Consider the following 14,888-nt stretch of genomic DNA (forward strand, 5'->3'; position numbering starts at 1 on the left):
CTAGCGAAACAGTCCAAAATGCGTGCACGGGTTGCTGGATGCCGTTATGTTGGGCGCGTCAGCACACTTGGGAACTCGTGATGGCAGTGACGTCGGGACGACATCACAGGCGAGAATCGTGGAAGATCCATGTCGAAAATCGCTCTGGTCGCGGAAGAGCGGTCTGTGGTACGTTGCCCGGCGTCGAAAGGATGCTCGACCGACGCTAGCACTGTGCTCGTTGTCGCCCCGATTCTTCCCTCCGCGAACCTGGAGTGCAGCATGGAAGCTCGCACGAAGTTGTCGGCCGCGCTGCCGGTCGTCTTCGCCGCTATTGTCTTTGGACTTTTGGCATCGGTTGCCGATGCCGCACGTTATACCACCACGAACTTTGTGGTCAACGCTCCTACGCCACAACTTGCCAAGGAAATTGGCGAGATGGCCGAGCACTGGCGCCGCGAGCTTTCCATCGAGTGGATTGGCAAGGAGATGCCCGCCTGGTCGCGCCCCTGCCCCATCAAGGCGGACGTGGCCCCGCAACTGGGGGCTGGCGGAGTGACCACCTTCGTGTTTGATCGCGGTGAGGTGTTCGATTGGAACATGACGATTACCGGCTCCCGCGAGCGAGTGCTCGATTCGGTGTTGCCGCACGAAATCACGCATACGATCTTCGCCTGCCACTTCCGCCAACCCCTGCCCCGCTGGGCCGACGAAGGGGCCTGCACCACGGTGGAACACCGCAGCGAGATTGCCAAGCAGGAACACTTGCTGATTCGCTTCCTGAAGACGGGCAAGGGAATTCCCTTTCGTCAGATGTTCGACATGAAGGAGTACCCGCCCGAGGTGCTGCCGCTGTATGCCCAGGGACATTCGCTCACACGGTACCTGATTGGCCAGCGCGGCAAAGCGGCCTTCCTGGAGTTCCTGGCCGACGGCATGAGCGATGAGAACTGGCCCCGGGCCGTGAAAGAGCACTATGGACAGGACAACCTGTTCGCACTGCAGAATCAGTGGCTCGACTGGGTGAAGCAAGGTCGGCCCATCCTGCCGGGCGAATCGGCTGGTGGCGAGAACATGCTCGCCAGCAACCAGCCGCCCGCCACTCCGACACCCCCTTCCACGAACTTAACTCCGGCCTCGTCGACGAACTACGAGTCGGCCTATTCCAAAGTGGCCGGTCAGCACAACGGCACGGTCGTCCGCCGTCCGGCGGGCGAGGGCTCGCACTACTCCGACGCCCCACCGGCCAATCGCGAGAAGAAGACTTACTGGCGGTAGGAAACGGGAACCGCAGAGCCGAACGTGCTGGCTTCTGGTTGTCGTGCGGAGATCGCACCAGCGACCAGATACCAGTGCGTTCGGCTTTTTTATTGGGCGCTGGGCAATGGTTAGTTGCTAATTCGACGCGGATCGGCTTCCAGCAGCGTTCGTCCGCGACGGATTGCCAAATGGCAGTTGCCGAAGGTTGTTGCTCAGGCCACCAGTAACATCTTGGCCACGTGGTAGAATACCGGTGCAGCGAAACAAATGGCGTCGATACGATCGAGCACGCCGCCGTGGCCCTCGACCAGCGTGCCAAAGTCCTTCACGCCGCGGTCGCGTTTGATGGCCGACATGGTCATGGCGCCGGCAAAGCCCATCACGGCAATCAGCATGCTCACCAGGGCTGTGTGCCATAGTTGATTGAACGGCTGGAAGGCCAGTTGATAGGTCATGCCCACTAGCGCCGCACTAGCGGCACCGCCCAGCATGCCCTCCCAGGTGCGGGTGCCATTGATATTGGGCGAGATGACATTTCGGCCGTATAGGCGGTCCCACACGAAATGCAGCGCCTCGCTGACCAGCGACATGAACACCAGGAAGAACAGCAGCCGCGAGCACTTGGCGTAATTGTCGGGATCGAGGTCGAGAATGGCGGGTGCGAATCCGAGGCAGTAGACACACACTAACAGTCCGGACTGAATCTTGGCCACTCGTTCCAGAAAGCGTTTGGTGTCACCAGCAATGGCGATCCGTAGCGGGATAAACAGGAACCCGTACACCGGGATCAGGATGCTGTAGATGTCGTAGCGATTCAGCCATACTAACAGGTAGTGCAGCGGAGTGAACAAGAAGAACACCCAGAACAGCGCGCGGTGATCGCCATGCCGGGTGGGGGTGAGCGTGATGAACTCGCGGAGTGCCCAGAAGCTGATGAGGAAGAACAGCAAGATCGTGAGGTTGCGGCTCAGGAACGCCACCGAAAGCAGGCAGCAAATAATCCACCACGCCCGCAGTCGCCCGTTGAAGGCGTTCACCGCCGCGGGGTTGAGTCCCAACTGCGGTTGCCGCGCAAGCAACTGCCCCACGACCGTGGCCACGCTAAGTAGCGCCACGATAGTGCCGGCGAGTGCCCAGTTGAGTTGAATGGCGGTCATGGGTGGGGGCTGGGGGTAGGGCCTTTAGCGTTCGCGTTCGCGAAGCTTCAATACGGCGTTTCGAGCCCGCTCGAGGAACTCGTTCTTGGTTTCTCCCGCCTCGAGCCACAAGGGCGGCCCGAACGTGATGCTGGAAAGCAGCGGCACCGGCAGGAACTCGCCTCGCGGCAGGATGCGATTCATATTGTCGATGTAAACGGGAATCAATTCCAGGTCCGGACGCTTCTTGGCCAAGTAGTACAACCCGCTCTTGAAGTCTCCCACCGTTTCGCCGCTCGATCGGCCACCTTCGGGGAAGATAATGACCGAGTAAGTTTGACCGATTTCGCGGAGCATGATGTCCACGGGGCTTTGGTGGACTTTGATCTCCTTGCGGTCGATCAACATGGCGTTGTACACCTTGGCGATGTGCGGCCGGATCCACCCACGGCTCCAGTAGTCCTTGGCCGCTGCTGGCCGGGTTAGCCGCCGCACGTCTTGCGGCAGGGCCGACCACACCAGCACTACATCCAGGTGGCTGGTGTGATTAGCGAAATAGACCCGCTGGCAGGTGTCGGGCTGGCTATCGACCCATCGCACGCTGGCGCCGCTGAGCAGCCGGGCGGTCGTCGTGAGGATGGCTTCGGTAATCATGCCGGGCGATGAGCTAAATCACGTAAGTTAGGTGGGTCCGAGGTAGCCACTACATTATGCTCAGGCCCGGCGACCACCGCGAGTGGCAGAAATTCCGGCGTGGCGGGGGCCTAAACCATGGCCGGTTCCACACTTTCGGCCTCGGGGGCAGGTCCGACTGGGGCGATGCGACGGCCGGTCTTTCGCTCCAGCAAGCCCGTCAGTAGGTCCTCGTAGCCACCAACCATCACGTCCAGCGACCAGCGTTCGCACACTAACTGGCGGGCCGTGTTGCCTTGTTCGGCTCGCAGGATGGGGTCGGTCAGCAGTTGGACCACGCGGCTTGTCGCCTGGTCGATATCGCCGGCGGGCACGAGAAATCCGGTCTCGCCGTCGAGGACCGACTCGCCCACCGAACCAACGTCGGTGGCCACGGTGGGTGTACCTGTGCTCATGGCTTCGAGAATGGAGACGGGATTTGCCTCGTTGTGCGAAACCAGCACATTGACATCCGCCAGATTTAACAGATTGGGAATATCGCTGCGGGTGCCCAGAAAATGGACGTACGGAGCAATGTCGAACTCGGTGGCCAGACGGACGAGTTGCGCCCGCTCGGGGCCGTCGCCCACCACCAGGAAATGTGTATGGCAAAGATCACGACGGACGCGGCGGGCCACTTCGAGAAACATCTTGTGGTTTTTCTCAGGACGCAACGCAGCCACAATCACGGCCACCGGCGCAGCGGGCCCAATGCCAAGCTGTTCGCGAAGGTGAAAGTCGTCGCCCCCGGGGGTGAATCGGTTGGTATCGACACCGTTGGGGATGACCACCACTTTGTTGGCTGGGAACCCCTCATGCTCGATCAGGTACTCGCCATGCGGACGCGCCACGGCGATGAACGCATCGGTGATGGAGGTAAGCATCCGGTTGAGGCGACCGACTCCATCGGGCCATCCGGTGCTGTGCAACGCCGAACAGACGACCGGCACGCGGGCCAACCGGGCGGCGAGTCGCCCCCAGAACATCTTGTCGCCGGCGCCAACGGTCACCACCGCATCGATGTTTCGCCTGCGTAACAAACGCCGCAGCCGCCACAGCACGGCTAGATCGAACTTGTGGCGGATCAATCCCGCGTGCACGGGAACCTGCCCGGTCAGTTGCTCGCCCAGCGGTCCGCACTCTTTCAAGCAGCATAGCTCCGGTTCGACGCGCCGGCGATCCAGCCGGCGGACCAAGTTCACCAGTAGCGTCTCTGCCCCGCCCACTGGCATGGAGGTAACCAGGAACATAACTCGCATGGGCTTATTAGCGGGATGTTTTTCAGCGGCCATCAATCGAATATCCTTCGCCAGCAAGATTGGGTTTGATTCCAGGTATCCAGCGACCCGCCCGCTCGCGTACGAGGTTGAAGATCTCGGATCGTTCTCGCGAGGTAAACACCCAAGGCGTGGCCACCACGGCAAGGGTGATCAGCCCGCCCCATGGGATGGCGGTCGACAGGCCTTGGGAAAGTGCAAACGGGATCGCCACCAGCATCAGGGTGCCGCGATCGAGTTGCATGCCGAGCCGATGATTCACTAAGAGCTGCGTCAGCAGCGCCAACAGAGTAGACAGGGCCGTAGCCATTACCGCTCCCTGCAGTCCCAAACGGGGCAGCAACAGCAGGTTCAGGATGATGTTGCCGCCTAAACCGATGGCCAGCGGCAGCGTCGCGTGGCGTGTTTTCTCGGCACACCAGACATAGGTCTGCGATATCAGAAGCATGCTGAACCACACGCACGAGATCAGGGTCCAGGGCAACACGAACAACCCCGCGTCGTACTTGCCCTCGAAGGCAACGTGGAACAGGGTAGGCGTAAATGACAACACGCCTATGCCGGTGGCGAACATGCCCAGAAAGCCGAGCTTGAGCGTGAGATTCAGTCGATGTGAGACGCTCCGGCGGTCGCCCACCTCCCAGTCGTGACTCAAGTGGGGGGTCATCGCGCCGACCAGCAGATTGGCGACGGACACCAGAATCATCGGCACCATCAGGCTGGCGTGGTAGTTGCCCACCAGGGCCAGCGATTCGTCGGCCGACAACCCGCTATAGTGCACCAGCATGTAGCGATCGATCACCGAAAACAGGTTGCTCAACAGGTTGGTGACCCATACCCACACGGCGAATTGCATCAAGGGCGGCCAAAACGCTCGATGCGATTCGGCCGCGGTAGCTGGTTCGGTCGACCAATTGCGGCGCCGCGACCAGAGCAGCACGCCAATCGCGGACAGCAAACACGCGACGCCGTAGCCGGTAACGATACTCCAGGCGTCGCACCGCCAGGTGACAAGCAGCACCAATGAGATGGCAGCGAACAGCATGCTTTGAGCGAATTGCATTGCCGAGACGATGCGAAACACCCGCAGGCCGGCGAACACCGCTTCGAGGAAGTGGTGAAGTATCACGGCCACCAGCACACAGGCCACCAGCAGCATCAGGTATTGCTGCGAAGCGTCGCCGAACACACGGTAGGCAAACTCCCGGCGGCCAATCACCAGAACCAGAAATGCAATCGCGGCGCACGAGACCGTGCCCAGCGTGGTGCGTTTCAAGAAGGTCCCTAATTGACCCCGGCGGCGGAAACGCTCCAGGTAACGCCCAAACGAACCGGGCAGTCCCAGTACGGCCACGGGCGCTGCCAACAGCAGAAAGCAATATGCCATGTCCCATTGGCCCAGTGAATCGGGATCGAGCCAACGCCCGAACAGTAATCCCCGGCCGAAGCCGATGCTCCGCTGCACCAAATTCACGATCAGCAGCACCGTCACGCTGGCCAGCAGTGTATCGGGGCGGACCGGCGAATGATGTTTGGTGGTATTCTCAGCCATCAGTGCGTCTCCACTTCCGCGGGGGCGCAGTAGATGGATCGGTCGGACTCCGGCAGTTCGGGGTCGAACGAGGGCGTGCGGATTTGCTTCACACCGTCGACGCTGAGCCAATGGCGGAACCGCAGGAAATCGGGATCGGCGTGGAACCGCTCCAGGTGAAAGGGATCGCCGCCCGGGAAGTTGTATCCCCCGTACGCCGAGCAGACACCGGAGAAGCCCGCTTCGAGTGCGACTCGAAAGCCCTCGGGCGACAGGTTGCGAGGCTGCCCGTAGGGAAAGGCGAAGTATTGCACCTCGCGGCCTGTCATGCTCTCGAGGTCCTTTTTCGAACCGGCGATTTCATCGATCAGTTGCTGCCCTTCCAGCCTGGCCAGGTCGGCATGGGTGCGCGTGTGCGCGCCAATCTCCACACCCTGCATGGCGAGTTCGCGAATGTCGCCCTCGGTGTTGGGCGCGAGTGGTTCGCCTCGCTTCACGTCATGAGGAAAAGGTTCGCCGCTATAGACGTTGCCGGTGGTCACAAAGTAGGTGAACGGCAGATTGCGGCGGATCAGCAGCGGCAACGCAAAGTGCATGTTGTCCGCGTAGCCATCGTCGAACGTAATGACGGCCGTGGGCCGACGGTTCTTGCCGTGGATTATGCGCCGTTGGGCTTCGGTTAGTGAAACCACGTCGAACCGACGAGCGAGCCAGTTGATCTGTTCTTCGAAAGCACGATGGCCGATGGTCCACGGATTCGGGTGGTTGTCGGCCACACGGTGATAGAACAGGATCTGCACCGGCTCGTTGCTGCGAAAACGACGCACTCGGTCCATCGCCAACCGCCATGGAATGGTGGCGTGGAAATAGGTGCTGAGCAACATTCGCCGGGCGAGGTTCATCGGTTCGGGGCAGGTTCCATTAGTGCGTTGTGGGAGTTGGCGAGACCAACGGGCGCAAGCTTGCTTTGACCGCGCCGGCCATCGTCTCGGCCAGATCGGCTGTCTGAGCCAGCCAGTTCGACGAATGCGAGCGGGCCAGCACCCGCAGCCGGTAGGTATGGCTGGGCTTAGCGCGCCAGTGGGCCTTGTAGGTCTCGTCGCCGCGGAGCAAGTCGAAAGTCTTATGGCCGCCTTCGATGGCTTGCTTGATCGCCGAGATGCAGGATAAACGGCCTGGATTTTGGTCGACACGATCGGGATCCAGCCCAGCCTGATACGCGTAAATGGTCTGGGGGCTGGCGAAGTGGTACTCCACGGCCAGGGGCTCTCCGTCCATCTCAACCCAACCGAGTCGCAATTGGTCGTTGGCCAACAGTTTGTGAGCCACGGCCGCGTGGAACGATGCAAACCTGGGCGACGCAAAGCAGCCCCGCTCGCCCAGGCTGTTCCGGCGCCGCTGGTGCAGCTCGACGAACATCGGCCAGGCGGAGTTCAGTTCCTCGGTGTTGGTCACGGTGTGCCAGGTCGCCAGGCCGGAGGCCAGTACCCGACTGTCGGTGCGGCGCAGCTGTTTGCGGTGCGATTTCGACTGCATGGCCAGAAATTCATCCCAGGTAGCAGGCAGATCGATCGCCCAGTACTGCCCTTCCGGCCGCCGCATTAGTCGACAGTCGTGGTCCTGCAGTTCGTCGGCCACCAACTGCATCATGGTGTCTTGGTCGTCGATGGCGTCGAGTTCCAAGCGGTTCCAGTCGTCCGCCTCTGCCAGATACGAGGCCAGGCATTTCGCAACGCGGCGTTGTTCTTCGCCATCGCATAGCACGGTGAGATGGTCGCTGCAAACCTCGCCGCTCCCCAGCCAACGCAGCACGGTGCCACGGGCACGGGTTGCCTCGGCATACCATGGGGCGATGGCCAATACCTGCGAATCGATGGGGCGACTGACGTCGCGAACAACCACCACATGCAGTCGTTCGCGGCGCGAGCGCTGATAGTGCTGCCACCAGGTTGTGACCCAATCCAGCGAGCGAAACACAACGCCCTGGTCCAGCCGGTTCCACGCGGCGCGCAGGGCCTCGACTTCTTCGAGGCGGTCCATCACTTGTATTTGAAGGTTCAACGTGTTTACTTCCCGATTTGAGTCGAAGGGACTCTGATTTCTATAGCCGGTAGAGAAGTTTGGCTTAGCCCCTGGCCGTTTCAAATCCAGTCTCTCGGGTTTCCGGATGTGCCAGATGCACGGCCGCTGCGTATGTGGCGAAAAAACCACACGTTGCCCAATTGCTACAGCGTCCAACTGGGCTTGAAGGGCCCAATCGCAGAATTGCTCTGGTTTTTGGCGGTTCGGCGCTGCGTTGCGGACGTGGCACGGTGATTGCCTTTGATGGTTTCGCGTCCTCTTCACGATTTCCCTGCCTCGCAGAGAACCCACAATGCAACGCCCCGCTGTCCAGAGTCTTTCGCCCCGCGACCTGTTCCAAATGGTTATCCGCCACCGCTGGCTGTGGATCACGCCGATGATTGCCACAGCCGTGCTGGCCGGTTGCTATTCGCTGGTCATGCCGCGGAAGTGGAAGGCCACCCAAGGTCTGTTGATCCGTCCCGAAGCGGCAAGCCTCGGCGGCGGCCGCCTGGGCAAATTCTCCGATCTGTCGGAAATGAAGACCGTGCAGGAAACACTGCTGGAACTGGCTCGCAGTAAGACCGTCGTCACCGAGACCCTGCAGAAGGTCGGCCCGGCGAAGTCGTGGCGTGCCAAGAGCCAGTGGCCCACGCCGCAAGATGTGGCCGATTTCCGCGACGCCATGGTGATGACCCCGCCCGGTGGCGCCGAGTTTGGCAAGACCGAAGTCTTTTACCTGGGCGTGCTGGATAAGAGTCCCGAGCGTGCCGCGGCACTGACCACCAGCCTGGCCGAGGCCCTGGAGGTTCGCACCAAGGAGATTCGCCAGAAGCAGGCCGACAGCATGATTGCCGAGTTGGACCAGGGTGTCGATCAAGCCGAAACCGAGTTGGACAAGGACATCGCCAAGCTCACCAAGTTCGAAACCAGCGTGGGGGCCGATTTGGTCGACCTGCGAAACTTGACCAACCCCATCGGCGGAGCAAGCGAATCCTCGCAGAATAACGTGGCGATTTTGGCCGAAATCCGAGCCAACGAAGCCGAGCGTGCCCGCAGCGAGAAGCTGTTGGCCGTGCTCCGCGAAGCCCAGGGCGATCCCGCCAAGTTTGTTGCTACTCCGGCATCGTTGCTGACCTCGCAGCCGGCCGTCGATCGCTTGAAGCAAGGGCTGATCGAAGCCCAATTGAAGACGGCCCGATTGCTGGGCAAATTGGCCCCCGAGCATCCGTATGTGTTGGCTGCCAAGGAAGCCGAAACCCAAGTGCGTGAGCGGTTGCACAGCGAACTGGGCACCGCCATCAGCGGACTGGAGATTGAATTGGAGCTTGGCCAACAGCGGGCCGAAACCTTACAGGCTCGTCTGGCCAAGAACCACGAATCGCAGAAAAACCTGGCTCGGCACCGCGCGGCCTACGCCAAGCTGGTGGCGGCCGTAGACAACCAGACTCAACTGGTCGACGCCGCTCGCAACCGCTTGGCCGACGCCGAAGTGCACCTGGCGGGAGCTCAGTCGGCTAGCGTGTTGTCGCGGATCGATGACGTGGAGAGTGGACTCAAGCCGGTTGGTCCCGGACGTGCGACCATCGTGGCCGCGGGTGGCTTGTTTGGCATGTTGTTAGGCTTCGGCCTGGTATTCGTGAAGTACGGGCCGCAACGGCAGACCGACGAGCAACTCAACGCGGTTCCCGACGATGTGGCCACGCCGGCCCAGCCCGAAGGTGGCCAAGCGGCCTTTGGATTCAACCGTCCAGCCCCCGCATCGGCAACACTGGCGGACGCCATTGCGACGGGCTTCGACGCCCACCGTTGAGCCGGGCAGCTAGTTGATTGCTCCCCTGCCGAATTTGTGAGCTAGGTTTGAAGGATCGGTTTCCACCGGCCCCGGGGCTCCGCCCCGCCGCTGTAATTCAATTTTACCAGTCATGCCCGTCGTACTGCTCGTCGCCGCCGCCGTGCTCCTGGTGTGGAGTGTTATAGTGTTCCGTTGGCTTTCGCCAGTGGGCGTGGCGGTGGCGACTGTTGCAGTTGGCTATGTATTTGGTCATGACTTCTGGAACCTGCACCTTGGTCCGCTGCCGCTGACGATCGATCGCCTCTTGCTGTTGATGCTCATGGCGGTCGTGGCGATTCGAGCCTGGCAGGGACGCATCACCTGGCGCGGGCCGCTGACAGTCGACTGGGCAATTATCGCTCTGCTGGGGTGGCTTACCGTTAGTTGCATTGCCAGCAACGTCGGCTCGGGTGTCCAACTGCCCACTTCGCCCTACTTCCGCCTGTTGTTTGCCTTCTGGCTGCCGGCGATGCTGTACCTGGCCGTGCGGCTGACTCCGCTGTCGAATCGCACCACCACGGTGGTGTTGGCCTTGCTGGCCGTGCTGGGCACCTACCTGGCCCTGACTGCCTGTGCCGAATTGGTGGGGGCGTGGTGGGCTGTGTATCCCAAGTACATTGCCGACCCGGAACTCGGGACGCACTTTGGTCGGGCACGCGGTCCGGCGCTCAACTCGGTGAGCCTGGGCAACTACCTGGCCATCTCGCTGTGGGCCGCCTGGACCTTGCGTCCGCGGGTAAGTCGTGGCTGGCAGTTGGCTCTGCTGGCCGCCATGGGGCTGATGACCATGGCCATCCTGTTCACGTTCACACGAAGCGTATGGATGGGCCTGGCGCTTAGCGGATTCGTAATGCTGGTGGCCGAGACGCCTCGGCATCTGCGGCTACCAGTGGCCGTGGGGACCATGGTTGTGGGCGGAGTAATGGCCGTTTGCCTTTGGTCGTTGGTGTTGAATTTGAACCGCGAAGACTCAGGCGCCGTGTCGCACCATTCGGTGCAACAGCGCGAGGCGTTTGCGTATGTGTCGTACCACATGATTCGCGACAACCCCTTGTTTGGCGTTGGATTCGGTCGGTTCTACGATCAAAAACTTCCCTACCTGACCGATCGCTCGCAGTCGTTCGAGCTCGAGTCGATTCGGGGACTGCACCACCACAACACCTTTCTGGGGCTGTGGACCGAAACCGGTTTGATTGGCGTCGTGGCGTTCATCGCGATGCTCAGCGGTTGGATCGCCATCGGTGTGCGGATGGCTTTTGGGCGAGGACAATCACTCGCCACGCAACAGATGGGACGACTGCTGCTGGCCGTGGTGGCCGTATACCTGCCGTCCGCCCTGTTCCACGACCTGAGCCTGATTTTCCAGGACCAGGTGCTGTTGTTCCTGGTGGTGGGCCTGGCCGTGGCTACGGCCGAGCAAGCCACTCGCCACGCAGGGGCCACAGTGCCTGCGAATTCCGCCTCTTTGCTTCCCACTTCATCCAAGTTGTTGCACTCTCCATGAAGCCAGCTACCGTTTCGCATGTATCGCTGTTCGGCATGAAGATCGACTGCGTCACGCTCCAAGGCGCGACCAATCGAGTCATGGCGTGGTGCCGCGGGGGGCGCGGCGAAGCCTGCCGGTACGTGGTGACGCCCAACGTCGACCATGCCGTGCAGATGTCCCACAACATCGAATTGCAGAAGTCGTATGCCACGGCCTCGATGGTACTGGCCGATGGTGCTCCCATTATTGGCGCCGCACGGCTGTTGGGACGTTGGCTGCCCGAACGAGTGGCCGGCAGCGACCTGGTGCCTAGCGTTCTGGCAGCCGCGGCCGAGGGCGAGCGACCGCTGCGTATCTTTCTGCTGGGAGCCGGTCCGGGCGTGGCCGAGCAAGCTGCGGCCAATATCGTCAGCCAGTATCCTGGCGTGGAAATCGTCGGTACACACTGTCCGCCACTCGGCTTCGAGCTCGATCCTATGGCCAACCAGGCAGCCCTCGATGCGGTGGGCGCCGCTGAGCCTGACTTGCTGGTGGTAGGCCTGGGGGCTCCCAAGCAGGAATTGTGGGTTGCCAGGCATCAAGACCAGATCGCTGCCAAAGTGGCGCTTTGTGCCGGGGCGACCATCGACTTCCTGGCAGGCGAGAAGAAACGCTCGCCGGTCTGGCTGCAGCGGTTGGGCCTCGAGTGGTTTCACCGGTTGGTCACCGAACCCCGGCGACTGGTACGTCGCTACGCCACGGACGCCGTGGTGTTTCCGCGGTTGGTATGGCGCGAGTGGCGTGGCGCGAGTGGCGTGGCGCGGGCAACCCACGCTAGAGTGTGCTAAACCTTTCGTCTGCCTCGGCGGCACTTTATACTCGCTTGCATGACAAGCCGAGTATTAATTGTATTGATCGTCGACGGACTGCGCGCCCGAGCCCTAGGGGCGTATGGCAACACGGCTTACGAAACGCCGGCGCTCGACCAACTTGCCAGCGAGTCTCTGCTGTTTGATCGTGTTTTGGGCGAATCGACCGATCTGGACGATGTCTATAACGCCCTGTGGACGGGGCGGCCCAAGCAACCCGCGGCCGATAGCAGTACCCAATCGCTTATCGCGGGCCTTGTTGCCCAGGGCTACCTGTGCCACCTGGTGACCGACGATGCCAAGGTGGCCGTTCAGCCTCACTGCGAGGCGTTCGAGCAGGTCACCCTGTTGGAGCATGACCACACCAAACCAGCCGCCGAGGTGTTCGACACGTCGATGGGACTCACCATCGAAGCGGCTGCCACCATCTTGGGAGAGTGGTCGGCAGAATACGAACAACCGCGGCTGTTGTGGATTCACTTGCGAGGGCTGACCGGGCCGTGGGATGCCCCTGTTGATTTCGCTGAAGGCCTGCGCGACCAAGACGACCCGGAAATCCCCTTGTCCATCGAGCCCGCCCAAGGGGAAACCTCCGCGGGCGAGTTGGGCGCCGACGAGGCCTTCCTGGCCGGTTGTCGCTACTCAGCCCAGGTAATGGCGCTCGATCGTTCGTTGGGGGCGCTCGACGGATTGCTGGCGGAACTCTGGCCCGAAGTGCCCGTGACGTTCCTGCTGGCTGGCGCACGTGGCTACGCGCTCGGCGAACATGGCACCTTGGGGCTCGCTGGCCCGGCGTATCGCGAGTTGTTTCAAGTACCGCTGCTGGTCCGCAGTCCGCAGATTGCACCGTTGCGACGGAGCGCGGAACTTGTGCAAACTTCCAACTTTGCTGAGCTAATTATTCAACTTGCCAATGGCCAGACGCTGGAGCTTCCCCATCGCCGTGTGGCGGCGGGCACCTCAGACGGGTCGCGCTACCTCGAAACGGACGACTGGACCTGGGTGGCAGCCGCCGATGGCGAAACCAGCGAACTGTACGTCCAACCCGACGATTCCTGGCAGGCCAACGATGTGGCCTCGCTGTGCCCAACCGAGCTGGAAGCGTTCGCCGAACTCAGCAGGTCCATAGATGCGGCCGTTGCCGAGGGACAGCCCTGGCAGACCCTCGAATTGCCGGAGGTCGATCTGCACGCCACGCCCGATGGCTGACGCCAGTCGTCACGCCCCCCTCCTCTCCCCTCCTCTTTTCTATCGACTCGCATGCTCCATCCGCTCTGGATTCTCGCCATTGGCGTTGTTGTCGTCCTGGTCACCATCTTGTGGCTGCGCCTCAATGCATTTCTAGGATTGATTATCGCTGCGCTCACCGTCAGCCTGCTTACGCCGGGCGAACCAGCCGATAATGTTGCCAGTGTGGCTGCCGCGCTTGGCAATACCACGGCTGGCATTGGCATTGCCATCGTGCTGGCGGCGATAATTGGCAGCTTACTGGTCGCCAGTGGCGCGGCCGACCGTATCGTGGAAGCGTCTCTCAAGCTGTTTGGCGAGTCGCGTGGTGCCGGAGCAATGGCGGCCAGTGGGTTTGTCCTGTCGGTGCCGGTGTTTTTCGACACCGTGTTCTATTTGCTCTTCCCGCTGGCCAGATCGATGTATCGCCGCACAGGCCGGTGCTATCTGCGTTACCTGCTGGCCATCGGCGCCGGTGGCGCGGTGACGCACACCATGGTGCCGCCCACGCCGGGGCCGCTGCTGATGGCCGACAACATTGGTGTCGACGTTGGCCTGCTGATGCTGGTTGGCGGAGTGGTTGCGGTGCCGATGACCCTCACCGGATTGGCGTTTGCTGCCTGGCGCGACCGCCGGATGACGCGTGAGATCGAAATCGATGACGATCTGCCGGACGTCGATCCCGAGAAGTCTGCTGGCAGACCAGGGCTCTTAGTGTCGATGCTGCCTATCCTGATTCCCATCCTGTTTATCTCGTTGCCAGCGGTCTTGGGCGAGCGTTTGGACGAATTGCCTGGTTGGTTGCCTTCCGTGCTGAGACTGCTAGCGGATAAGAACGTCGCCCTGCTGATGGCGCTGTTTGCCGCCCTGGCGGTGTATTGCGTGGTCCGGCGGCCTCGTCGCCAGGATGTCGCCCAATTGGTGGAACATTCCGTCGTTAGTGCCGGGAGCATCGTGTTGATCACCGCGGCGGGCGGAGCGTTCGGCGGTATGCTGAAACAGGCCGACGTCGGCCCGGCGATTCAGGGACTTTTCGAAAGCCATACGTCGTCGGCCGGATTCGTGATGCTGTGGATTGCGTTCTTCATGACTTCGCTTATCAAGTGTGCGCAAGGGTCCACCACTATCGCACTGGTCACGGGCAGCAGCATGGTGGGAGCCATGCTGCAGGGAACCGAAATTGCCCTGCACCCGGTCTACTTCTGTACGGCCATTGGCTCGGGGGCGATGATTACCAGTTGGTTGAACGATAGCGGATTTTGGCTCTTTTGCCGCATGGGGCACCTGACCGAAGAAGAAGGTATGACCACTTGGGTTCCCCTCACGGCGCTGATGGGTGTCGCCGGTATGGCCACCACGGTGTTGCTAGCGTCCATATGGCCTGGCGTTGCACCGGCCGTGGCACAATAGCGTCAAGCTGGAGAGACTAGGCGACGGAGGGTGAGTTTTGTTGGCCCGCCGGATGTGGCTGGTCGGGGTTTGACTGAACTGGCGCCTGGTCGAGCGATTGGCGTTGAGCTAGCGGCGAATCGCTCTGGTGCTATCTGCAATGCGCAAGTACACTCCGCCCGCCAAGT

General features: G+C 61.5%; 12 protein-coding genes. 6 read left to right on the forward strand and 6 right to left on the reverse strand.

Translation table 11 applies throughout. The features are described 5' to 3' along the window. Nucleotides 1-261: 261 nt before the first annotated feature. Nucleotides 262-1,257, forward strand: a complete 996-nt coding sequence (locus tag NG895_RS25570; protein ID WP_252855397.1) for a hypothetical protein — start codon at nt 262-264, stop codon at nt 1,255-1,257. A gap of 194 nt (nt 1,258-1,451) precedes the next feature. Here the strand turns inward: NG895_RS25570 and NG895_RS25575 are convergent, their stop codons facing one another. The 6 genes from NG895_RS25575 to NG895_RS25600 form a co-directional block, all read right to left on the reverse strand. Continuing rightward, nucleotides 1,452-2,396, reverse strand: coding sequence for a phosphatidate cytidylyltransferase (locus NG895_RS25575; protein WP_252855398.1), 945 nt, complete (start codon nt 2,394-2,396; stop codon nt 1,452-1,454). Between the two features lie 24 nt (nt 2,397-2,420). Next, on the reverse strand, nt 2,421-3,029 hold the full coding sequence (locus tag NG895_RS25580) for a lysophospholipid acyltransferase family protein (protein WP_252855399.1): 609 nt from the start codon (nt 3,027-3,029) through the stop codon (nt 2,421-2,423). Nucleotides 3,030-3,139: 110 nt separating this feature from the next. Beyond that, nucleotides 3,140-4,306: a glycosyltransferase gene (locus NG895_RS25585; protein ID WP_252855400.1), complete on the reverse strand. Its 1,167-nt coding sequence runs from the start codon at nt 4,304-4,306 to the stop codon at nt 3,140-3,142. A gap of 22 nt (nt 4,307-4,328) precedes the next feature. Further along, on the reverse strand, nt 4,329-5,876 hold the full coding sequence (locus NG895_RS25590) for a lipopolysaccharide biosynthesis protein (protein WP_252855401.1): 1,548 nt from the start codon (nt 5,874-5,876) through the stop codon (nt 4,329-4,331). Then, nucleotides 5,876-6,757, reverse strand: a complete 882-nt coding sequence (locus NG895_RS25595) for a polysaccharide deacetylase family protein (protein ID WP_252855402.1) — start codon at nt 6,755-6,757, stop codon at nt 5,876-5,878. The genes NG895_RS25590 and NG895_RS25595 overlap by 1 nt, the downstream gene beginning before the upstream one ends. Nucleotides 6,758-6,776: 19 nt before the next feature. Beyond that, a complete protein-coding gene (locus tag NG895_RS25600) occupies nt 6,777-7,916 on the reverse strand; it encodes a GNAT family N-acetyltransferase (RefSeq protein ID WP_252855403.1) in 1,140 nt (379 codons plus the stop codon). Nucleotides 7,917-8,229: 313 nt separating this feature from the next. Between NG895_RS25600 and NG895_RS25605 the strand changes: the two genes are divergently transcribed. The 5 genes from NG895_RS25605 to NG895_RS25625 all read left to right on the forward strand — a co-directional run bounded on the left by NG895_RS25605 (nt 8,230) and on the right by NG895_RS25625 (nt 14,721). After that, on the forward strand, nt 8,230-9,729 hold the full coding sequence (locus NG895_RS25605; protein ID WP_252855404.1) for a GumC family protein: 1,500 nt from the start codon (nt 8,230-8,232) through the stop codon (nt 9,727-9,729). 112 nt (nt 9,730-9,841) lie between these two features. Beyond that, nucleotides 9,842-11,254 carry an O-antigen ligase family protein gene (locus NG895_RS25610; RefSeq protein ID WP_252855405.1) on the forward strand — a complete coding sequence of 471 codons (1,413 nt, stop codon included), beginning with the start codon at nt 9,842-9,844 and terminating at the stop codon, nt 11,252-11,254. After that, a complete protein-coding gene (locus NG895_RS25615; RefSeq protein WP_252855406.1) occupies nt 11,251-12,063 on the forward strand; it encodes a WecB/TagA/CpsF family glycosyltransferase in 813 nt (270 codons plus the stop codon). The genes NG895_RS25610 and NG895_RS25615 overlap by 4 nt, the downstream gene beginning before the upstream one ends. A 39-nt stretch (nt 12,064-12,102) precedes the next feature. Further along, nucleotides 12,103-13,293: a sulfatase-like hydrolase/transferase gene (locus tag NG895_RS25620; protein ID WP_252855407.1), complete on the forward strand. Its 1,191-nt coding sequence runs from the start codon at nt 12,103-12,105 to the stop codon at nt 13,291-13,293. A gap of 51 nt (nt 13,294-13,344) precedes the next feature. After that, on the forward strand, nt 13,345-14,721 hold the full coding sequence (locus NG895_RS25625) for a GntP family permease (protein ID WP_252855408.1): 1,377 nt from the start codon (nt 13,345-13,347) through the stop codon (nt 14,719-14,721). Nucleotides 14,722-14,888 lie beyond the last annotated feature (167 nt).

It is taken from the genome of Aeoliella straminimaris, assembly GCF_024054565.1.
Lineage (GTDB): Bacteria > Planctomycetota > Planctomycetia > Pirellulales > Lacipirellulaceae > Aeoliella > Aeoliella straminimaris.